Annotated in this window: 18 protein-coding genes; 3 read left to right on the top strand and 15 right to left on the bottom strand. The window is 72.3% G+C overall.

All coding sequences use genetic code 11. The annotated features are described in order from the left end of the window. The 6 genes from AC1MIR_RS01440 to AC1MIR_RS01415 all read right to left on the bottom strand — a co-directional run. Nucleotides 1-836: DUF4010 domain-containing protein (locus tag AC1MIR_RS01440; protein ID WP_480026408.1), on the bottom strand; the 836-nt coding region annotated here is incomplete at its 3' end. Between the two features lie 45 nt (nt 837-881). Next, the gene (locus AC1MIR_RS01435; RefSeq protein WP_480026407.1) at nt 882-1415 is read right to left on the bottom strand and encodes an N-acetyltransferase family protein; all 534 of its coding nucleotides are present in this window, start codon (nt 1413-1415) and stop codon (nt 882-884) included. Nucleotides 1416-1421: 6 nt separating this feature from the next. Beyond that, nucleotides 1422-1820: an ester cyclase gene (locus tag AC1MIR_RS01430; protein WP_480026406.1), complete on the bottom strand. Its 399-nt coding sequence runs from the start codon at nt 1818-1820 to the stop codon at nt 1422-1424. Nucleotides 1821-1828: 8 nt separating this feature from the next. Continuing rightward, nucleotides 1829-2194 (bottom strand): cupin domain-containing protein, encoded by a 366-nt coding sequence (locus AC1MIR_RS01425; RefSeq protein ID WP_480026405.1) that lies wholly within the window; start codon nt 2192-2194, stop codon nt 1829-1831. A 10-nt stretch (nt 2195-2204) separates the two neighbouring features. After that, nucleotides 2205-3494 carry an adenylosuccinate synthase gene (locus AC1MIR_RS01420; protein ID WP_480026404.1) on the bottom strand — a complete coding sequence of 430 codons (1290 nt, stop codon included), beginning with the start codon at nt 3492-3494 and terminating at the stop codon, nt 2205-2207. A gap of 5 nt (nt 3495-3499) precedes the next feature. Continuing rightward, nucleotides 3500-4642 (bottom strand): ATP phosphoribosyltransferase regulatory subunit, encoded by a 1143-nt coding sequence (locus AC1MIR_RS01415; protein ID WP_480026403.1) that lies wholly within the window; start codon nt 4640-4642, stop codon nt 3500-3502. Between the two features lie 166 nt (nt 4643-4808). On the opposite strand from AC1MIR_RS01415, the gene AC1MIR_RS01410 reads away from it, so the two are divergent. Continuing rightward, nucleotides 4809-7169: a calcium-binding protein gene (locus tag AC1MIR_RS01410; RefSeq protein WP_480026402.1), complete on the top strand. Its 2361-nt coding sequence runs from the start codon at nt 4809-4811 to the stop codon at nt 7167-7169. 12 nt (nt 7170-7181) lie between these two features. Here the strand turns inward: AC1MIR_RS01410 and AC1MIR_RS01405 are convergent, their stop codons facing one another. Then, nucleotides 7182-7799, bottom strand: a complete 618-nt coding sequence (locus tag AC1MIR_RS01405) for a dioxygenase family protein (protein WP_480026401.1) — start codon at nt 7797-7799, stop codon at nt 7182-7184. 99 nt (nt 7800-7898) lie between these two features. Between AC1MIR_RS01405 and AC1MIR_RS01400 the strand changes: the two genes are divergently transcribed. Then, nucleotides 7899-8441 (top strand): hypothetical protein, encoded by a 543-nt coding sequence (locus AC1MIR_RS01400; protein ID WP_480026400.1) that lies wholly within the window; start codon nt 7899-7901, stop codon nt 8439-8441. Between the two features lie 12 nt (nt 8442-8453). Here the strand turns inward: AC1MIR_RS01400 and serA are convergent, their stop codons facing one another. Both serA and AC1MIR_RS01390 read right to left on the bottom strand, forming a co-directional pair. Continuing rightward, complete coding sequence (serA, locus tag AC1MIR_RS01395; RefSeq protein ID WP_480026399.1) at nt 8454-10040, bottom strand: phosphoglycerate dehydrogenase; 1587 nt, start codon at nt 10038-10040, stop codon at nt 8454-8456. Beyond that, complete coding sequence (locus AC1MIR_RS01390; protein WP_480026398.1) at nt 10040-11212, bottom strand: phosphoserine transaminase; 1173 nt, start codon at nt 11210-11212, stop codon at nt 10040-10042. The genes serA and AC1MIR_RS01390 overlap by 1 nt, the downstream gene beginning before the upstream one ends. A gap of 195 nt (nt 11213-11407) precedes the next feature. On the opposite strand from AC1MIR_RS01390, the gene AC1MIR_RS01385 reads away from it, so the two are divergent. Beyond that, nucleotides 11408-11572 (top strand): DUF1328 domain-containing protein, encoded by a 165-nt coding sequence (locus AC1MIR_RS01385; RefSeq protein ID WP_480026397.1) that lies wholly within the window; start codon nt 11408-11410, stop codon nt 11570-11572. Between the two features lie 12 nt (nt 11573-11584). Here AC1MIR_RS01385 and AC1MIR_RS01380 read toward each other — a convergent pair whose 3' ends face one another. The 6 genes from AC1MIR_RS01380 to ftsH all read right to left on the bottom strand — a co-directional run bounded on the left by AC1MIR_RS01380 (nt 11585) and on the right by ftsH (nt 18762). Continuing rightward, nucleotides 11585-12538, bottom strand: coding sequence for an SLAC1 family transporter (locus tag AC1MIR_RS01380; RefSeq protein WP_480026396.1), 954 nt, complete (start codon nt 12536-12538; stop codon nt 11585-11587). Beyond that, entirely contained in the window at nt 12535-13416 is an 882-nt protein-coding gene (locus AC1MIR_RS01375; RefSeq protein WP_480026395.1) for a PhzF family phenazine biosynthesis protein, read from the bottom strand. Before AC1MIR_RS01375 ends, AC1MIR_RS01380 begins: the two co-directional genes overlap by 4 nt. Beyond that, nucleotides 13413-14288: a bifunctional hydroxymethylpyrimidine kinase/phosphomethylpyrimidine kinase gene (gene thiD / locus AC1MIR_RS01370; protein ID WP_480026394.1), complete on the bottom strand. Its 876-nt coding sequence runs from the start codon at nt 14286-14288 to the stop codon at nt 13413-13415. The genes AC1MIR_RS01375 and thiD overlap by 4 nt, the downstream gene beginning before the upstream one ends. Further along, nucleotides 14288-15679, bottom strand: a complete 1392-nt coding sequence (gene glmM, locus AC1MIR_RS01365; protein WP_480026393.1) for a phosphoglucosamine mutase — start codon at nt 15677-15679, stop codon at nt 14288-14290. Before glmM ends, thiD begins: the two co-directional genes overlap by 1 nt. A 10-nt stretch (nt 15680-15689) precedes the next feature. Then, the gene (gene folP / locus AC1MIR_RS01360; RefSeq protein ID WP_480026392.1) at nt 15690-16757 is read right to left on the bottom strand and encodes a dihydropteroate synthase; all 1068 of its coding nucleotides are present in this window, start codon (nt 16755-16757) and stop codon (nt 15690-15692) included. A gap of 76 nt (nt 16758-16833) precedes the next feature. Further along, entirely contained in the window at nt 16834-18762 is a 1929-nt protein-coding gene (ftsH, locus tag AC1MIR_RS01355) for an ATP-dependent zinc metalloprotease FtsH (protein ID WP_480026391.1), read from the bottom strand. Nucleotides 18763-18995: the final 233 nt, after the last annotated feature.

Genomic DNA, 18995 nt, shown 5'->3' with positions numbered 1-18995 from the left:
CCCCCCCGGGCCGGGGCCACCCCCCCCCCCCCCCCCCCCCCCGGCCCCCCCGCGCGCGCCCGCCCCGCCGGGCGCCGGCCGGCGCGGGCGCCGGCGGCCAGCGCGCCGCCGGCCAGCGCCGGCACCGGCCCGCCGGCCCGCGCCGCGCGGCCATTCGCGAGGGTGACGGCGGTGGAGGAGACCAGCCCCGTCGCCGCACCGGCCAGCAGCAGCCCGCGCTCCGCCCCCACCAGCCGCACGGCCAGGTAGCCGGCGAAGGACACCGCCGCCAGCACGATCGCCAGCCGCCAGACCTGCGCGGGATTGACCCCGCCCAGCACCGGGATCGGCGCATCGGGCACCAGCGGCAGCGCCACCAGCGTCATGGACAGCAGCAGGATCGCGCTGCGCATCTCGGCCCAGGTGATGCGCGCCATCAGCCCGTGCAGCGCCTCGCGGCTGGCCAGGACCGCGGTCAGCGCCACCGCCGCGGCGCCGGCCGCCGCCGGCGCGCCGCCGGGGGCGCGCGCGCCGAGCGCCACGGTGGCGATGGCCGCGACCATCGTGGTGGCGCTGAAATTGTTGTCCGCCGCGCCCTCACGCAGCGAGAAGGGCAGCACGGCGCCGAGCGCGGCCAGGATCGCGCCGGCCAGCACCAGCCCCTGCGCCGCACCCGAAAGCTCCGCCGCCAGCACGCCGGCGACGCCGCCGAACAGGCCGAGCGTGCCGAAGGTGCGCACCCCGGCCGCGCGATGCCCCGCCGCCGCACCGCGCTCCCGCCAATGCCGCTCCGCGCCGACCAGCAGGCCGATGGCCAGCGCGATGCCGAGGCGCTGGAGGATGGCGTCATGCTCCATGCCGGAAGTCTGATCCTCCGGCGGGCGGATGCAAGGCGCGGGGTGTCAGCCCACCGGCGGCGTGGAGGCGCCTTCGCCGAGCGGGCGCGTCATCAGCACGCTGTCCACCCAGCGGTCGAACTTCCAGCCCACCGCGGGCAGGGTTCCCACCATGGTGAAGCCGCAGGCCCTGTGCAGGCCGATGGAGGGCGCGTTCGCGCTGTCGCCGATCACCGCGACCATCAGCCGCAGCCCCTGCGCCGCGCAGCGATCCACCAGTGCTTCCAGCAGCGTCCGGCCGATGCCCTCGCGCGCCGCATCCTTGTGGACATAGACCGAGTTCTCGCAGGCGAAGCGATAGGCCGGGCGCGTGCGCCAATGCGACGCATAGGCATAGCCCAGCACCCGCCCGCCCTCGCCTTCCGCCACGATGTAGGGGAAGCCGGCGGCGAGCATGCTCTCGCGCCGCTTCGCCATCTCGGCCGCATCCGGCGGCGACAGCTCGAAGCTGGCGAGCCCCGTGGCGACCCAGTGGCCATAGATCGCGGCGATGGCCGGGATGTCGTCCGCCGCGCTGTCGCGGATGGTGATCTGCGTCATCGCGATTCAGCCCGGCTGCATGCCCGTCTGGCGCATGATCGCGGCATTGTCGCGCGCGCCCCAGCGCCGGGCGATGCGCCCCTCGCGCATCTCGAACCACTCCATCGCGCGCACCTCATAGGGCTGCCCGGTCGGCGCGTGGCCGCGGAACGGCCCGACGAAGCGCCCGCGCTCGACATAGCGCACCGCCACCTGGTCGCCCTCCTCGAGCATGTCCTCGATGGTCAGGTCCATGGCCATGCCGTGGTGCAGCTCGCGCCAGATCGGCATCACCACCTCCATCCCGCCCCAGCCGAGCACCCCCTGGATCTCCGCATCCTCGGTGAACAGGGCGCGCAGCGTGTCGAAGTCGCCGGCGTTGAAGGCGGCGACGTAGCGCCGCACCAGATCCTTGTTCGCGCTCATCGGCGCGCTCACCCGAAGCCCTTGCCCGCCTTGCGATAGGCTTCGCGCGGGGGGGCGAAGATGTCGAGCACCTTGCACCCCTCGGGCCCCGCCCGCATCGTGTGCGGCACGCCGCCCGGCGTGCGCCAGAAATCGCCCTTGCGCACGGCGATCTCCTCGCCGCCCTGGAAGCGGATGGCGCTGCCTTCCAGCAGCACGCCCCATTGTTCCTCCGGATGGTCGTGCATCGTGCCCATCGCGCCCGGCGCGATGGTGACGACCGAGAGCATCGCGTGCTCGCCGGGGAAGATGCGCGTCGTCAGGCCTGGCGCCAGCTCGCGGAACAGGCCCTGCGTCTCGTCGAACAGGTGGTGGAACTCGTCCTTCTGGCTCATTCTCGCTCTCTCACCCAACGAACGGGTCGCGCAGCACGATGGTGTCATCGCGCTCGGGCGAGGTGCTGAGCAGCACGACCGGCGCCTCCACCAGCTCCTCGATGCGGCGGATGTATTTCACCGCCTCGGCCGGCAGCTCGGCGTAGCTGCGCGCGCCGCGCGTCGAGCCCGACCAGCCCGCCATCTCCTCATAGACCGGCTCGGCCGCGGCCTGCGCCGCGATCGAGGCCGGCAGGCGCTTCATGGCCTCTCCGTTCACCCGGTAGCCGGTGCAGATGCGCAGCTTCGGCAGCCCGTCCAGCACGTCGAGCTTGGTCAGCACCAGCCCGTCCACGCCGCCCACCTTCACCGCCTGGCGCACCATCGCCGCGTCGAACCAGCCGCAGCGGCGCGGGCGGCCGGTGACCGTGCCGAACTCGTGCCCGCGCTCGCCGAGCAGCTTGCCCGTGTCGTCGAACAGCTCCGTCGGGAACGGCCCGGACCCCACCCGCGTGGTGTAGGCCTTGGCGATACCCAGGACATAGCCGATGCGGCCCGGCCCCACGCCCGCCCCCGCCGCTGCATTGCCCGCGACGGTGTTGGAGGAGGTGACGTAGGGATAGGTGCCGTGGTCCACGTCCAGCATCACGGCCTGCGCGCCCTCGAACAGCACGCGCTTGCCGCTGCGCGCGGCCTCGTCCAGGCGTTCCCACACCGGCTCCGCGAAGGGCAGCAGCTTCGGCGCCAGTTCCAGCAGCCGGTCCAGCAGCGCCTGCTTCCCGAAGGTGTCGGCGCCGAGGCCCTTGAGCAGCGTGTTGTGATGCAGCAGCAGCTCGTCGAGCTTCCTGGAGAGAACGTCAGGCTCCGCCAGGTCGCAGAGCCGGATCGCGCGGCGCGCGACCTTGTCCTCATAGGCCGGGCCGATGCCGCGCCCGGTCGTACCGATCTTGCCCGCGCCGCGCGCGGCCTCCCGCGCCTTGTCCAGCGCGGGATGCAGCGGCAGGATCAGCGGCACGTTCTCCGCGATGCGCAAATTCTCGGGCGTCACCTTCAGCCCCTGCGCGCCGACCTTCTCGATCTCGCTGAGCAGGTGTTCCGGGTCCAGCACCACGCCGTTGCCGATCACGCCGAGCTTGCCGCGCACGACGCCCGAGGGCAGCAGCGACAGCTTGTAGGTCTGGTTGCCGACCACGAGCGTATGGCCGGCATTGTGCCCGCCCTGGAAGCGCACCACGACATCGGCGCGGCTGGCCAGCCAGTCCACCACCTTGCCCTTGCCCTCGTCGCCCCACTGGGCGCCGATGACGGCGACATTGGCCATGGGCCTTACTCCTTCAGGGCGCGCGGCGTGCCGGCCGCGTCGAGGATATGGGTGCAGCGCAGGCTCTGGGCCGTGTCCGCCGGCGAAAGCTGCGCGACGGTCGCCATGCCCTTCGCACGCAACGCGCGCGCCGCCTCCGGGTCTGCTCCGAGCGGAAGAAACACGCGCGGGCGCGGCGGCGCGGGGGGCACGCCGCGCAGCAGCGCATCGGGATAGAGCGTCATGCCCGTCGCGCATTCCTCGCCCGACATATAGCGCCCGCCGCGCGCGATCTCGCCGGTGGCGCCGGCGCCGAACACGGTGAAGGCGACGCCGGTGTGATAGCGGAAGCCGCGGAACTCCACCGGATCGAGGGTGATGCGCAGCCCCGGCGCGCGGGCGCGCAGCGCCGCGATCACCGCGCCCGCATTGTCGGCAATGGCCCGCGCCGCCGACGGCAGCGGCGCGTCCTCGAGCGCCGCGAGCGCGCCCTCCGCGGGGCCTGCGGCCGCGAGCAGCCCGGGCAGCACATGCGCCGCCTCACCGGCCTCGCGCACCAGCGCCTGCACCGCGGCGGCGTCCTTGCGGTCCAGCGCGCGCGCCAGCCGCCGCCGCGCCTCGCCCTCCACCCCCGCGGCGTCGAGCAGCGCGGGGGAGAGGCGCGGCAGGGTGATGTCGAGCGTGGGATCGGCGATGCCGATGGCGGACAGCGCCTCGGCGGCGACGGCGGCGACCTCGGCATCGGCTTCCGGCAGGTCCGGCCCGATCAGCTCGATGCCGGCCTGGGGAAGCTGGCGCGCGGGGGCGAGCTGCGTGCCGCGCACGCGGAGCACCTGCCCCGCATAGGACAGCCGCAGCGGGCGGGGCGTGCGCGCGAGGCGCGTCGCGGCGATGCGGGCGACCTGCGGCGTGGTGTCGGCGCGCAGCCCCATCATGCGCTGGCTGACCGGGTCCATGAGGCGGAAGGTCTGGTCGGCCAGGGCCGCGCCGGAACCGGCGAAGAGGCTGTCCTCGAATTCCAGCAGCGGCGGCTTCACCCGCTCGTAGCCGTGTCGCCCGAACACCGCGACCATCGCCTCTACCAGCGCGGCCTCGCGCTCGGCCTCGGGCGGCAGCAGGTCGGAGAGGCCGGCGGGCAGCAGGGCCGGGCTGGGCGGATCATCGGTCATGGCAGGCGGCAGGGATGCCAGCCGGGGCGGCGGGGGGCAAGCCGAGGGGAAAGCGGGGGAGATCCGCCCACGCTGCAACCGATGGTCGGTTGCCCTCTACCCCCCCGCCCCCGCATACGATACCAGTCCGAATCAATCGGTTTAGCCACCCGCGAAAGGACAAATCTTGGGAACGCCGGAAGACGATCTGCTGGAAGGCGGCGACGGCGCTGAGTCATTTGTCGGCCTCGGCGGCGCCGACACGATCCTCGGCGGGGGCGGCGACGACACGATCGCCGGCGGCAGCGGCTACACCCGGCTCGATGGCGGGCCGGGGCGCGACCTGCTGACCTATGCCGATAGCGCCGAGCCTGTGGAGGTGGGCCTCCATCGTGGCGGCGAGGGCTTCGGCGAGGCGTTCTGGGACGAGTTCGGCTGGGGCGAGTGGTGGCTGATTCCGCCCCGTTTCGAGGATCTGCGCGGCTCCGCCTTCGATGACGTGCTGGGCGGCAACTTCCTTGCCAACCTGATCGAAGGCGGCGGCGGCAATGACTGGCTCGGCGGCCGCGGCGGCGCGGATACGCTGAACGGCGATGCGGGCGCCGACACGATCACCGCGTATCTGGAAGCGGCGACGCTGACCGGGGGCGCGGGCGGCGACCTGTTCGGCATCGTCCTGCCCGACCCCTACCGCACATCGGCCGATCCGCTGGCGACGATGCTGCGCATCACGGATTTCGACGCCGAAACGGGCGACAGGCTGCGCTTCGTCCCCGCCGAGGACGTGCAGGAGCCCTATGTCAGCCCGCCGGGTGGGGGGATCTGCGCGTGCTTCACCCTCGTGAACCCGCCTTTCTTCATCTACGGCGCCGTCGAGGGGCCGCGCGGTTACCTGCGGATGTTCTGGGCCGGTGATGCGACCGGGACGGTGCCCGTCGCAGGCATGGCGCTGCCCGCGGCGGAACTCGGGGCGCTCGGCTATCTGGCTTCCTGGCTGGCCGATCCGCGCGGCGGTGGCTGGCTGATCCTGGACCTCGACGGCGACGGCGTGCTCGGCGAAGGCGATCGCGTGGCGCGCTTGGACGGCGCCGTGACGATCGGCCCCAGCGCCTTCGCGCCGGACAGCATGAACGTGGTCGTCCACGGCACGTCGGGTGCCGACCGGATGCGCGGCCGCGGGCTGCCCGATGACGGCTTCGGCGAATACGAAGTGATCGCTGTCGGCCCCGCCGATCCGGAATTCCTGCAGCACGACGACACACTGCATGGTGGCGCAGGCGACGACACCATCTTCGGCGGCGCCGGCAGCGACCTTCTTGTGGGCGGCACCGGCGCGGATCGCCTGGTGGGTGGCAGCGGCAGCGACACCTATCACGTGGATCATGCCCGCGATGCGGTCCTGGAAGCGGCGGCGGGCGGTTTCTCCGACAGGGTCCTCGCAACAATCTCCTACGGGCTCGGCGCGCATGTCGAGAACCTGACCCTGCTCGACTCCGCCGCCGCGCTCGTCGGCCGCGGCAACGCGCTGGACAACGACATCGAAGGCAACGGCGCAGCAAACCGGCTGCTCGGCCGCGCCGGAGACGATCTGGTGCAGGGAGGCGCCGGCGACGATACGCTGTTCGGCGAGGCCGGCGCGGATACGCTGCTCGGCGGCGGCTGGCAACGCCCTGCCGACGGCAATGACCTTCTGGATGGCGGCGACGGCGACGATCTGCTGGTTGGCGGAGCGGGCGATGACCGGCTGCGTGGCGGCGGCGGCAACGACACGCTCTCCGGCGGGCCGGGCGACGACCGGCTGTTCGGCGGCGATGGCGCCGACAGCCTGGCCGGCGGCGACGGCACGGACACGCTTGCCGGCGGCGAGGGCGACGACACGCTGGATGGCCTGACACCCATCGGCGACCATCCCTTCGCGCCGGGGCTGCTGATCGGCGGGCGCGGCGACGACCTCTACCTGTCAGTCCATCCGGGTCAGATGGTGATCGAGCGGGCCGGCGAAGGCGCCGACACGATCTCGGCCTACGATCCTTCCGGCGCGTATCGCCTGCCCGAGCATGTCGAGGGCCTGATCCTGGGTTCGTCCATGACCCACGGCATCGGCAACGCCGCGGACAATGCGATCGAAGGCAGTTCGGGTGCGCAGACGCTGGAGGGCCTGGCCGGCGCCGACACGCTGGATGGCGACTTCGGCAACGACATGCTGCTCGGCGGCAGCGGCGACGATGTGCTCATCGGCGGCCGCGGCGACGACACGATGCAGGGCGGCGACGGCGCCGACCTTTTCGTGTTCACCGATGATAGCGGGGACGATGTGATCGTCGGGTTCGTCTCCGGCGAGGATCGCGTCCGCCTTCCGCCCGGTTCGATCTCCCGCAGCGAAGCCGCGCCGTGGGATGTGCTCGATTTCGCGGACATCCGGGCCGAGCTGAGCGAGACGCCCGATGGAGCGCGGCTCGCTATCAGCGGGCCCTATGGCGGCGGAACGATTTTGTTCGTCGGCGTCTCCGCCGCGAGCCTCTCGGCCGGAGACTTCATCTTCGGCTGAGCCGCGCTTCGCTCACGCGACGAAGACATCGAACTCCGCGCGCTGACCGCCATCCACGGGCGTCACGCGCGCCATCAGCAGCGCGCGGCTTTCCGGTGCAACGCGGCGCAGCAGCCCGTCGGTCTCGTTGCGCGGCTCGCCAGGGAAATAGACCTGCGTGGTCAGCCCCGCCCCGCCGCCCGCCGGCTGCGCGCGCAGATGGATATGCGGCGTGCGGCCGGGATAGAGGCCGGGGCGGATCGTGCGGAAGGCGTAGCGCCCCGCGCCATCCGCCACGGCGCGGCCATAGCCCTGGAAGCCGGCGTCACGCTGCGCCTCGCGGGGATCGCGGGGATGCAGGTAGATGCCCTGCGCATCGGCCTGCCAGATCTCGATGACGGCGCCGGCCAGCGCGCCGCCATCCGGCCCGCGCACGAGCCCCGTCAGCAGCAGCGGGATGCCCCGCGCCGACGCCGATTGCCCCGCCACGCGCAGCAGGTCGGCATCGGCGTCATCGGGGATCGCCGCCGGGTAGTATGGCCCCTCCGCCTGGCGTGGCGTGCGCAACCCCTGGGCCTGGGCGGGCAGCGCGGCCAGGACGGGCATGGCGAGCAGGGAACGGCGGAGCAGGGCGGGGCGTGCGAGGATCATCGCGCCATCTCCCCCGCAGCGGCACGCCAGGGCAAGTGACGAAACGTGGCGCCATGCCATACCGCCACCCGCGGCGCGGCGGCGTGCTATGGTTGCGCGATGAAGCGACGCCTTCTCCCCCTGCTGCTCCTGCTCGGCGCCTGCTCGGTGGATCCCACCACGGGCGAGTTGCTCGGCATCGGCGACCCGGTGCGCCGCGCGGCGCTCTCGGCGCCGGTGCGGCTTGGCAACACCGAGCACCTCGCGGGCGATCCGGTGGCGGCGGCGCGCGGCGTGATCCTGCTGGAGTTCATCGACGACTCCTTCCGCACCGACCCGCTCTACATGCATGCGGTCTCGCCGGCGAACCAGCAGATCATCCGTCGCGGGCGGGACGAGATGCGGGCCGCCGTCGGCATCGCGCCGAACGCGCCGCCCGGGCCGCTGATGGCGCAGCTGCGCGATTTCGCCAACGCGCTGGAAGCCGGCAGCCTGGCGCGCGCCGAGACGGCGCTCAGCGGCCCGATGTTCCCGCTCGGCGCGGAGGCGACGATGCAGCGGCTGCGCACCATGCCCCGGCTACCCCGCGTGAGCGAGGCGGCCGGCGCGGCGGCCAACGAGATCAACCGCCTCGACAGCCGCCGCAGCACGATCGGCGGCTGACGCCGCCGCCGTTCAGAAGGCCAGCGGCACCGCGCGCACCACCAGCGGCAGCCCGCGCACCGTCTCCAGCACGCCGGCCGGCAGCGGCCCGTCCAGCCCGACCAGGCAGATGGCATCGCCGCCCGGCGCGGTGCGGCCGAGATGGAAGGTGGCGATGTTCACCCCCGCCTCGGACAGCGTCATGCCGAAGCGGCCGATGAAGCCCGGCCTGTCCTGGTTCGTCACGTAGAGCATGTGCGGCGCGAAATCGGCCTCGACCGCGATGCCCTTGATCTCCACCAGGCGCGGCTTGCCGGTGCCGACCAGAGTGCCCGTCACGCTGCGCGGCCCGGCTTCCGTGACCACGGTGACGCGCAGCAGCGTGACATACTCGCCGCTGCGCTCATGCACGGTCTCCGCCACCTCGATGCCGCGTTCCTTCGCCAGGACCGGCGCGTTGACCATGTTCACCGCGCCCGAGATCGGCGTCAGCACGCCGGCCAGCGCCGCGGCGGTGAGCGGGCGGCGGTTCAGCTCCGCCGCCTGGCCCTCGTATTCCACGCGGATCGCCTTGATCGAGGCATCCTGCGCCACCGTCAGCTGCCCGGCCATGGAACCCAGCAGCCGCGCGAGTTCCATATACGGCTTGAGGCGCGGCGCTTCCTCGGCCGTCACGCTCGGCATGTTGATCGCGTTGGAGACGGCGCCGGTCAGCAGGAAGTCGCTCATCTGCTCGGCCACCTGCAGCGCGACATTCTCCTGCGCCTCGGTCGTCGCGGCACCGAGATGCGGCGTGCAGACGACGTTCTCGAGGCCGAAGAGCGGGCTGTCCGTGGCGGGCTCCGTCTCGAACACGTCGAGCGCGGCGCCGGCGAGATGGCCGGATTGCAGCGCCTCATGCAGCGCCTGCTCATCCACCAGCCCGCCGCGCGCGCAGTTGATCAGCCGCGCGCCCTTCTTCATCGCGAGGATCCGCTCGCGCGAGAGGATGTTCTTCGTCTGCTCGGTGTAGGGCGCGTGCAGCGTGATGAAATCCGCGCGCGCCACCAGCGCGTCCAGCTCCACCTTCTCCACGCCGAGCTCGACTGCGCGCTTCTCCGACAGGAAGGGATCGAAGGCGATCACCTTCATGCGCAGCCCGTTCGCGCGGTCCGCGACGATGGAGCCGATGTTGCCGCAGCCGACGAGGCCGAGCGTCTTGCCGGTCAGCTCCACGCCCATGAAGCGGTTCTTCTCCCACTTCCCCGCCTTGGTGGAGGCGCTCGCTTCCGGGATCTGGCGGGCAAGGGCGAACATCATCGCGATGGCGTGCTCGGCCGTGGTGATCGCATTGCCGAAGGGCGTGTTCATCACCACGACGCCGCGCGCGGTCGCGCTGGTGATGTCCACATTGTCCACGCCGATGCCGGCCCGGCCGACCACGCGCAGCCGCGGCGCGGCCTCGATCAGCTCGCGCGTGACCTTGGTGGCGCTGCGCACCGCGAGGCCGTCATACTCGCCGATGATTTCCCGAAGTTCCGCCGGCTTCAGGCCAGGCTTGAAATCGACGTCCACGCCGCGGTCGCGAAAGATCTGGACGGCGGCGGGCGAGAGCTTGTCGGAGATGAGGACGCGCGGCATCAGGCAGCCACCTTCTGGCCTGCCTCGACCTGCGCAAACGCCCAGTCGAGCCAAGGGAGCAGCGCGGCGATGTCGGCGGTCTCCACCGTCGCGCCGCCCCAGATCCGCAGGCCCGGCGGCGCGTCGCGATAGGAAGCGGCATCAAGCGCCACGCCTTCCTTCTCCAGGACGGACGACAATTTCTTCGCCGCCGCCGCCTGCCCTTCCGCATCCAGCGCCATGAACCACGGCGCCACGATCTTCAGGCAGATCGAGGTGCAGGAGCGCGTGGCCGGGGCCTCGGCCAGGAAGTCCACCCAGGAGGTGCGCTCGACCCAGCGCGCGACGGTCGCGAGGTTCGCCTCCGACCGCGCCACCAGCCCCTTGAGCCCGCCCACGCCTTCCGCCCAGCGCAGCCCGTCCAGCGCATCCTCGACGCAGAGCATAGAGGGCGTGTTGATCGTCTCGCCCTTGAAGATGCCTTCGTTGATCTTCCCGTCCTTGGTCATCCGGAAGATTTTTGGCAGTGGCCAAGCCGGGCGATAGGATTCCAGCCGCGCGACCGCGCGCGGCGACAGCGCCAGCATCCCATGCGCCGCCTCCCCCCCCAGAACCTTCTGCCAGGACCAGGTGACGACATCGAGCTTGCGCCAGGGCAGGTCCATCGCGAAGGCGGCCGAGGTCGCGTCGCAGATCGCAAGCCCCTCGCGGTCGTCGCGGATGAACTCGGCATCCGGCAGCCGCACGCCGCTGGTCGTGCCGTTCCAAACGAAGACGAGGTCGCGCGCCGGATCGACCTGCGACAGGTCCGGCAGCTTGCCATACGGCGCCTTCAGCACGCGCGCATCGGCGAGCTTGAGCTGCTTGACCACGTCGGTCGCCCAATCGCCGGAAAAACTCTCCCAGGCCAGGATGTCCACGCCCCTTGCCCCCAGCAGGGACCAGAGCGCCATCTCGACCGCGCCGGTGTCGGAGGCCGGCACGATGCCGAGCCGCCAATCCGCCGGCATGCCGAGGATCGCCTTCGACCGCTCGATCACGTCCAGCAGCCTGGCCTTGGGATCCTTGGCCCGATGGCTGCGCCCGAGCAGCGCGCCGGAGAGAGCCTCCAGCGTCCAGCCGGGACGCTTGGCGCAGGGGCCGGAGGAGAATCGGGGATTGGCCGGACGGATGTCCGGCTTCGCGTGCGTCATCGTGATGCTCCCTTCCAGAAGCAGATGCGCCCCGTTGGGGGGGCGTGGCCCGCGTCGAGACCTAGCGGCGCGGAGCGGGCCCGGCAAGGGGCCCCGGACGCACCGCTCCGAGCCAATCACGCGGGCCGCGGGAACCCAGCCGGCGCAACGCACTTTCAGCAGGATGCATCTGCATGCACCGAAGGAGGATTTCCGATGCTGACCTGGGCCATCATCGCGCTCGTGATCGCGCTCATCGCCGGCGCGCTCGGCTTCACCGGCGTCGCTGCGGCGGCGGGCGGCGTCGCCAAGATCCTGTTCGGCCTGTTCCTGGCGGTCGCGATCATCCTGTTCCTGATGAGCCTCTTCGCCGTCGCGTGAGGCGCCGCCGCCTCACTCGGGGCGGAAGAACGCACCGGCGCGCGCGGCGCCGCCGGTGCGCCAGCTCACCCAGCCGGTCAGCAGCGTGGCGAAGGCCAGCGCCGGCCAGCAGAGCCAGGGCGGGAAGCGCAGCGCCATCAGCATGATGGCGAAGGCCGCGGAGGGAAATGTCGTGCCCCACCACGCCACGCCGAAGGGGATGCGTGCGATCTCGCCGGCGAGCGAGACGAGAACGGCGGCGATCAGCAGCGCGACACCGACCAGCGACAGCGCCGCGCCGCCGGCCTGACCCGTCAGCGCGACGAGCGCCACGGCGGCCACGGCCGGCGGCGCGGCCAGGATGACCAGGCTCGGCACCAGGGGCGGCGGCAGCGTGGGCCCGGCGAAAAGGCGGTACAGCAGCAGCGGCAGCACCGCGAGCCACAGCAACAGCCCGACGCCGAACATCATCCACGACATGTCGAGAAAGCCCATCGGCACGCCGAAGACCGGCGCGAGGATGTTGCCCACCAGCGGGATCAGCAGCGGCGGCGCGATCATCGCAGGATCGCCGCGACCGCCCAGGACGCGACGGAGCAGCAGCATCGCCACCACCAGATGCATCGCGACCGCGATGCTCCAGAGCGCTCTGCCCAGCCCCGGCAGGTGCGGGAAGGCGGCGGCGGCGAGGATCATCAGCCCGATGGTCGGCGCCGCGGCGAAGGCGACGCGCACCGGGTGGCCCAGCTCCGCGATCACCGCGAGCGGATGGCGCAGCAACCGCGCCACCTGCAGCGCGACCACGCCGATCCAGACCAGCGCGGTCAGCAGCAGCAGCGCCTCCCCGATCGCGGCCGGCGCGCCGAGCACGCCATGGGCCTGCCGCCAGGCGAGGCCCACGCCGCCGAGCCCCATCGGCATCGCCAGCAGCGGCAGCGGCAGATGCTCGAGCGTCGGGCGCGCCGCGTGACGGTTCGCAGCCGTCACAGGATCGCCTGGCCTTCCATGACCGTCACGCAGTTGCCGCCGACAGTGGCGCGGATGCCCTCGGCCGCGCGATGCGCCGTGCTGCGCAGCAGGCTCGGCCGCCCCATCTCGACGCCCTGCACGATGTCCCACGCGCCGCGTTCCGCGCCCGAGAGGTGCAGCAGCATGGCGGCGAGCGCGACAGCCGCGCTGCCCGTCGCCGCATCCTCCTTCACGCCGAGGCCGCCGCCGAACATGCGCGCGCGCAGGCCGGCGCCGTCGCGGGCATAGAGGTAGATCGCCAGCCGCTTCGCCACATCCGGCATCGCGGCCATCACGCGCTGGAACGCGGCATCCGACGGCGCCGCGCGGGTCAGCGCATCGGGCGCGACCTCCATCAGCACGAAGGGATTGCCGACCGAGGCGACGACCGGACGATGGTGTTCGGTCACCACCTCCCAGGGCTCGAGGCCGGCGCAGGGCGCGAGCTGCACAGGGGTGAATTCCGCGCCGAGCGAGAGCGGCTGCGGTGCCGCGATGTCGGCCTGCGTCACCGCGCCGGCGGCGTCGCGCGCGATGCGGATCTCGACGAGGCCCGCGATCTCCTCGAAGCGCAGCACATCCCCGCCCCGTTCCGACGCGATCACGAAGCCCGTGCCGACATTCGGATGGCCGGCGAAGGGCATCTCCACCTTGGGCGTGAAGATGCGCACGCGCGCGGTGTTTTCCGCGCGTTCCGCGGGCAGCACGAAGGTCGTCTCGCTGAGATTGAACTCGGCCGCGAGCGCCTGCATCTCGGCATCGCTCATGCCGCGCGCGTCGGGAAAGACGGCCAGCGGATTGCCGCCGAAGCGCGTGTCGGTGAAGACGTCGAGGGTGACGAAGCGGTATTTTCTCACGTGAGGTCCCCGAGGCGGGATGCATCCACGGTGACGCCATGGCCGAGCGGCCCGTGCCCGGCGCCGAAGCCGGGTGCCGCCAGCATCGCGGCGCGCACATAGGCGCGCGCGCGGATCACCGCATCGCGCAGCGCCATCCCTTGCGCCAGGCCGCAGGCCAGCGCGGAAGCAAGGGTGCAGCCGGTGCCATGGGTGTGCCGCGTCTCGAGCCGCGCGCTCTCGAAGGCTTCCGTGCCGTCCTGCGTCGCGAGCAGGTCCGTCAGCACCGCGCCGCTGCCATGCCCGCCCTTCAGCAGCACCGCGCGCACGCCCATGGACAACAGCTTCTCCGCCGCGCGATGCATGCCCGCCACATCGGCGATGGCCAGGCCCGACAGCGCCTCGGCCTCCGGGATGTTGGGCGTGATGACGGCGGCGACGGGCAGCACCCGTGCGCGCAGCGTCGCCACCGCCTCCGGCGCCAGCAGCGGATGCCCGCCCTTGGCCACCATCACCGGATCGGCGACCAGCGGGATGCCCGGCCCGAATTCCGCCAGCGCATCGCACACCGCTTCGATCGTCGCGCTGTCGGCGAGCATCCCCGTCTTGATCGCATCCGCGCCGAGGTCCTGCAGCACCACCCGGATCTGCAGCCGGATGAAGTCGGGGACCACGCCCACCACGCCGTGCACGCCCAGCGTGTTCTGCGCGGTCAGCGCGGTGATCGCCGTCATGGCGAAGCCGCCGAGCGCGGTCACGGCCTTGATGTCGGCCTGGATGCCCGCGCCGCCGCCGGAATCCGATCCGGCGCAGATCAGCACCCGCCCCTGCCGGGGCGCATCGCCGCCCGCCGCCTGGGACGAGGGCGCCTTGCGGTCCTCGGGCGGCGCCATCACTCGGCCGCTTCGACCTTGCGCCTGCCCCCGCCTGCCGCCCGCGCGCGGATCAGTGCCGCCAGCTCCTCCACCGTCGCCTGCATCTCCGCCTGGTCCTCGGCTTCCGCCATGACGCGGATCAGCGGCTCGGTCCCGCTCGCGCGCACCAGCACCCGCCCGCGATTGCCGAGCTTCGCGCCGGCGGCCTCGATCGCGCGCTGCACCTCCGCATCGCCGAGCGGCGAGGCGCCGGCATAGCGGATGTTCACCAGCTTCTGCGGCAGCGGGTCGAAGCGGCGGCAGACCTCGCTCGCCGGGCGCTCCTCCTCGACCAGCAGCGCCAGCACCTGCAGCGCGGCGACCAGGCCGTCGCCGGTGGTCGCGAAGTCCGACAGGATCATGTGGCCGGACTGCTCGCCGCCCAGGTTGCATCCGGTCTCGCGCATCACCTCGGCCACGTAGCGGTCGCCCACCTTGGCGCGGTGCAGCGCCAGCCCCATGCCCTGCAGGTGCCGCTCCAGCCCCAGGTTCGACATCACCGTCGCCACGATGCCGCCGCCGCGCAGCCGGCCGTCGCGATGCCAGGAGCCGGCGATCAGCGCCAGGATCTGGTCGCCATCCACGATCCGGCCCCGCTCGTCGGACAGCACCAGCCGGTCCGCGTCGCCGTCGAGCGCGATGCCGAGATCGGCGCGGCGTTCCTTCACCAGCTCCGCCAGCCGCTGCGGCGCCGTCGCGCCGCATTCGCGGTTGATGTTGAGCCCGTCCGGCGCGACGGCGACCGAGACCACCTCCGCACCCAGCTCCCACAGCACGGTCGGCGCCACCTTGTAGGCCGCGCCGTTCGCGCAATCGAGCACGATGCGCTTGCCTTCCAGGCTGCGGCCCTTCGGGAAGGTGGACTTCGCGGCCTCGATGTAGCGGCCCGGCGCGTCCTCGATGCGGCTCGCGCGGCCGAGCTTGCCGGGCGCCGCGAGATGGTCGGTCAGGTCCGCGGCGCCCATCAGCGCCTCGATCTCCGCCTCCTCGGCGTCCGAGAGCTTCAGCCCGTCCGGCCCGAACAGCTTGATGCCGTTGTCCTCGTACGGGTTGTGGGACGCCGAGATCATGACGCCGAGATCGGCGCGCAGGCTGCGCGTCAGCAGCGCGATCGCCGGCGTCGGCATCGGCCCGACGATCATCACGTCCATCCCCGCGCCGACGAAGCCGGCGGTCAGCGCCGGCTCGATCATGTAGCCCGACAGGCGCGTGTCCTTGCCGATCACCACGCGATGGCGATGGTTGCCCCGGTTAAAGAAGCGCCCGGCCGCCTGGCCCAGGCGGAGCGCGGTCGCCGCATCCATCGGCGGGCGGTTCGCCGTGCCGCGGATGCCATCGGTGCCGAAGAGCTTGCGGGCGGGGGTCGTCATGGCCGGCTGATTATTCCTCCTCCGCCTCCGCGTCCACCGGCGGGGCAGCGCCGGCCTCGCAGGCCGCCCGGACCCGCAGCGCCTGCACCGTCTCCGCCACGTCATGCACCCGCAGCACGGCCGCGCCACGCTCCGCCGCGGCCAGCGCGACGGCCAGGCTGCCGGCAAGCCGCCGATCGGCTTCCGCCACGCCCGACAGCTCGCCGATGAAGCGCTTGCGGCTGGCGCCGAACACCACCGGGCAGCCGGTCCCGGCCAGGATCGGCAGCCGCGCGACCAGCGCCAGGTTCTCGGCCGTCCGCTTGCCGAAGCCGATGCCGGGGTCCACGGCGAGGCGGCTGCGGGGGATGCCCGCCTCCTCGGCCCAGGCGACGCGGTCGGCCAGGAAATCCGCCACCTCCAGCGCGACGTCCTGGTAGCGTATCGCCTGCTGCATGGTGCGCGGGTCGTCGCCCAGCATGTGCATCAGGATCACCGTCGCCTCGCTCTCCGCCACCACGCGCGCGGCGGCCGGATCGTGGCGCAGCGCGGAGATGTCGTTGACGATTTCCGCGCCGGCCTCCAGCGCGGCGCGCATGGTCGCGGCGTTGCGCGTGTCCACGCTGACCGACGCGGCCTTCGCCAGTTCGCGCACTACCGGCAGGATGCGCCGCTGCTCCTCCTCCGCGGCCACCGGCTCGGCGCCGGGCCGGGTGCTCTCCCCGCCGATGTCGAGGATGTCCGCGCCGCCCTCCAGCATTGCATGGCCGGCCGCGATCGCCCGGCCAGGATCGAGGGTGCGCCCGCCATCGGAGAAGCTGTCCGGCGTGACGTTGAGCACGCCCATCACCAGCGGCCGCCCGCCCGGCAGGCCGGCGAAGGGCGGCGGCGCGCGGGTCAGCGCCAGCACGTCCGGCTGCCATCCCGCCGGCACATCGGCCAGCGCCAGCGGGGCGTCCGGCGCGCCAGGACCGTGCAGCCGCACCATGGTGAAGGCGGCCGGCCCGCCGGCCAGCGGCAGCGCCAGGTCCGCCGCCTGCGCCAATGCCGCCGCAGGGCCGCGGAGCAAGCCGAGCGGCTCGACGCGGATTGCCGACATGATCAACCCCGGAAAGGCGGCGGGCGGAGACGATGCCTCGCCTCCGCCCGCCGGGAAAGACGCGATACGCGGCCGGTCAGGTCCCGGGCGCGGGCTGCCCGCCCCAGGGCCCCGTGCTCGGGCGCGGCGCCGAGGAACGGCCCGAGCTCGGCACCGAGCCCCGCGTCGGCGCCGGCTCGTCCGGGCGGTTGCGCACCACCGGCTCGCCCTGGATCACCTGGCGGATCTCGTCGCCCGACAGCGTCTCGTGCTCCAGCAGGCCCTTGGCCAGCAGGTGCAGCTCGTCGATGTTCTCGGTCAGCACCTTGGTGGCGCGGGCATAGGCGTCGTCGATGATCTTCCGGATCTCGGCGTCGATCTGCCGCGCCGTCTCCTCCGAGACGTTCTTCGACTGCGTCACCGAATGGCCGAGGAACACCTCCTGGTCGTTCGAGCCATAGGCGATCATGCCGAGCTTCTCGCTCATGCCCCATTCGGTGACCATGCGGCGGGCCTGGTCGGTCGCCATCTTGATGTCGCCGCTGGCGCCGTTGCTCACCTTCTCGGAGCCGAAGATCAGCTCCTCGGCGACGCGGCCGCCCATGGCCATCGCAAGCTCGGCCTTCATCTTCGACTTGTGCTTGGAATAGCGGTCGCCGGCCGGCAGCGACATCACCAGGCCGAGGGCGCGGCCGCGCGGGATGATCGTCGCCTTGTGGACCGGGTCGCATTCCGGCTCGTGGATCGCCACCAGCGCGTGGCCCGCCTCGTGATAGGCGGTCATGCGCTTCTCGTCCTCGGACATGACGAGGCTGCGGCGCTCCGCCCCCATCATCACCTTGTCCTTGGCGGCCTCGAATTCGTGCATGCCGACCGTGCGCCGCCCGGTGCGCGCGGCGAGCAGCGCCGCCTCGTTCACCAGATTGGCAAGGTCCGCGCCGGAGAAGCCCGGCGTGCCGCGTGCGATCACCTTGGGATCGACATCGGAGGCGAGCGGCACCTTCCGCATGTGGACGCGGAGGATCTTCTCGCGGCCGTTCACGTCCGGGTTCGGCACCACCACCTGGCGGTCGAAGCGGCCGGGGCGCAGCAGCGCGGGGTCGAGCACGTCGGGACGGTTGGTGGCCGCGATGATGATGACGCCTTCGTTGCTCTCGAAGCCGTCCATCTCGACCAGCATCTGGTTCAGGGTCTGCTCGCGCTCATCGTTGCCGCCGCCGAGGCCGGCGCCACGATGGCGACCCACCGCGTCGATCTCGTCGATGAAGATGATGCAGGGGGCGTTCTTCTTGCCCTGCTCGAACATGTCGCGCACGCGGGAGGCACCCACGCCCACGAACATCTCGACGAAGTCCGAGCCCGAGATGGTGAAGAAGGGCACATTGGCCTCGCCCGCGATGGAGCGCGCGAGCAGCGTCTTGCCGGTGCCCGGCGGGCCGACCAGCAGCACGCCCTTCGGGATCTTGCCGCCGAGGCGCTGGAACTTCTGGGGATCGCGGAGGAAGTCCACGATCTCCTCCAGCTCGCCCTTCGCCTCGTCGATGCCGGCCACGTCCTCGAAGGTGACGCGGCCCTGCTTCTCGGTCAGCAGCTTGGCCTTGGACTTGCCGAAGCCCATGGCCCGCCCGCCGCCGCCCTGCATCTGGCGCATGAAGAACACCCAGACGCCGATCAGCAGCAGCATCGGGAACCAGGAGAGCAGGTAGTGGAACAGCGGGTTGACGTCGCTGTCCTCCGGCCGGGCCACCACGCGCACGCCCTTCTCGGTCAGGCGGGTGACCAGCGCGGGGTCTTCCGGCGTGTAGGTCTGGAAGCTGCGGCCGTCCGAGAGCTGGCCGGTGACGGTGCGCCCCTGGATCGTGACATCGCGGACGTGCCCGGCATTCACCTCGTTCAGGAAGTCCGAATAGGCCACCTGCTGGGAGGCCCGGCCCGGCCCGGAGGCAGGCTGGAACAGGTTGAACAGCGCCACCAGCAGCAGCGCGACGATCACCCAGAGCGCCAGATTGCGGCCGAAATTGTTCACCTGTTCATTCCCATGCCTCGCTGCCCGACCGGGCCGCGCCATCGTGTAGACGCCGTGTAGATAGGGTGGCGGCGCCGTTCTTCCATCCGCCCTGCTGCGACGCCGAGGCCGCCCCGCGCCCCGGCCGTCGCGGCCGGGCGGGGCCGGGGGTCGCCCCGCCCCCCGGCGCGGGCCCGGAAGCGCGGTCCGCAGGGCAGTCGGCGGCCCGGAAGGCCAGTGCCGGGACCGCCGCC

This window comes from Falsiroseomonas sp. RANM36, from assembly GCF_056682175.1.
Note: the sequence above shows the minus strand (reverse complement) of the source record. Positions and strands in the feature narration are given on the sequence as shown.

Excerpts from the sequence above, each read along its gene's own strand:
- AC1MIR_RS01435 (WP_480026407.1), bottom strand. The coding sequence starts at position 1,415 with ATGACGCAGATCACCATCCGCGACAGCGCGGCGGACGACATCCCGGCC.
- serA (WP_480026399.1), bottom strand. The coding sequence starts at position 10,040 with ATGCCGCGCGTCCTCATCTCCGACAAGCTCTCGCCCGCCGCCGTCCAG.
- folP (WP_480026392.1), bottom strand. The coding sequence starts at position 16,757 with ATGTCGGCAATCCGCGTCGAGCCGCTCGGCTTGCTCCGCGGCCCTGCG.
- AC1MIR_RS01415 (WP_480026403.1), bottom strand. The coding sequence starts at position 4,642 with ATGACCGATGATCCGCCCAGCCCGGCCCTGCTGCCCGCCGGCCTCTCC.
- AC1MIR_RS01385 (WP_480026397.1), top strand. The coding sequence starts at position 11,408 with ATGCTGACCTGGGCCATCATCGCGCTCGTGATCGCGCTCATCGCCGGC.
- AC1MIR_RS01405 (WP_480026401.1), bottom strand. The coding sequence starts at position 7,799 with ATGATCCTCGCACGCCCCGCCCTGCTCCGCCGTTCCCTGCTCGCCATG.
- thiD (WP_480026394.1), bottom strand. The coding sequence starts at position 14,288 with ATGGCGCCGCCCGAGGACCGCAAGGCGCCCTCGTCCCAGGCGGCGGGC.
- AC1MIR_RS01390 (WP_480026398.1), bottom strand. The coding sequence starts at position 11,212 with ATGACGCACGCGAAGCCGGACATCCGTCCGGCCAATCCCCGATTCTCC.
- glmM (WP_480026393.1), bottom strand. The coding sequence starts at position 15,679 with ATGACGACCCCCGCCCGCAAGCTCTTCGGCACCGATGGCATCCGCGGC.
- AC1MIR_RS01420 (WP_480026404.1), bottom strand. The coding sequence starts at position 3,494 with ATGGCCAATGTCGCCGTCATCGGCGCCCAGTGGGGCGACGAGGGCAAG.
- AC1MIR_RS01425 (WP_480026405.1), bottom strand. The coding sequence starts at position 2,194 with ATGAGCCAGAAGGACGAGTTCCACCACCTGTTCGACGAGACGCAGGGC.
- AC1MIR_RS01430 (WP_480026406.1), bottom strand. The coding sequence starts at position 1,820 with ATGAGCGCGAACAAGGATCTGGTGCGGCGCTACGTCGCCGCCTTCAAC.
- AC1MIR_RS01400 (WP_480026400.1), top strand. The coding sequence starts at position 7,899 with ATGAAGCGACGCCTTCTCCCCCTGCTGCTCCTGCTCGGCGCCTGCTCG.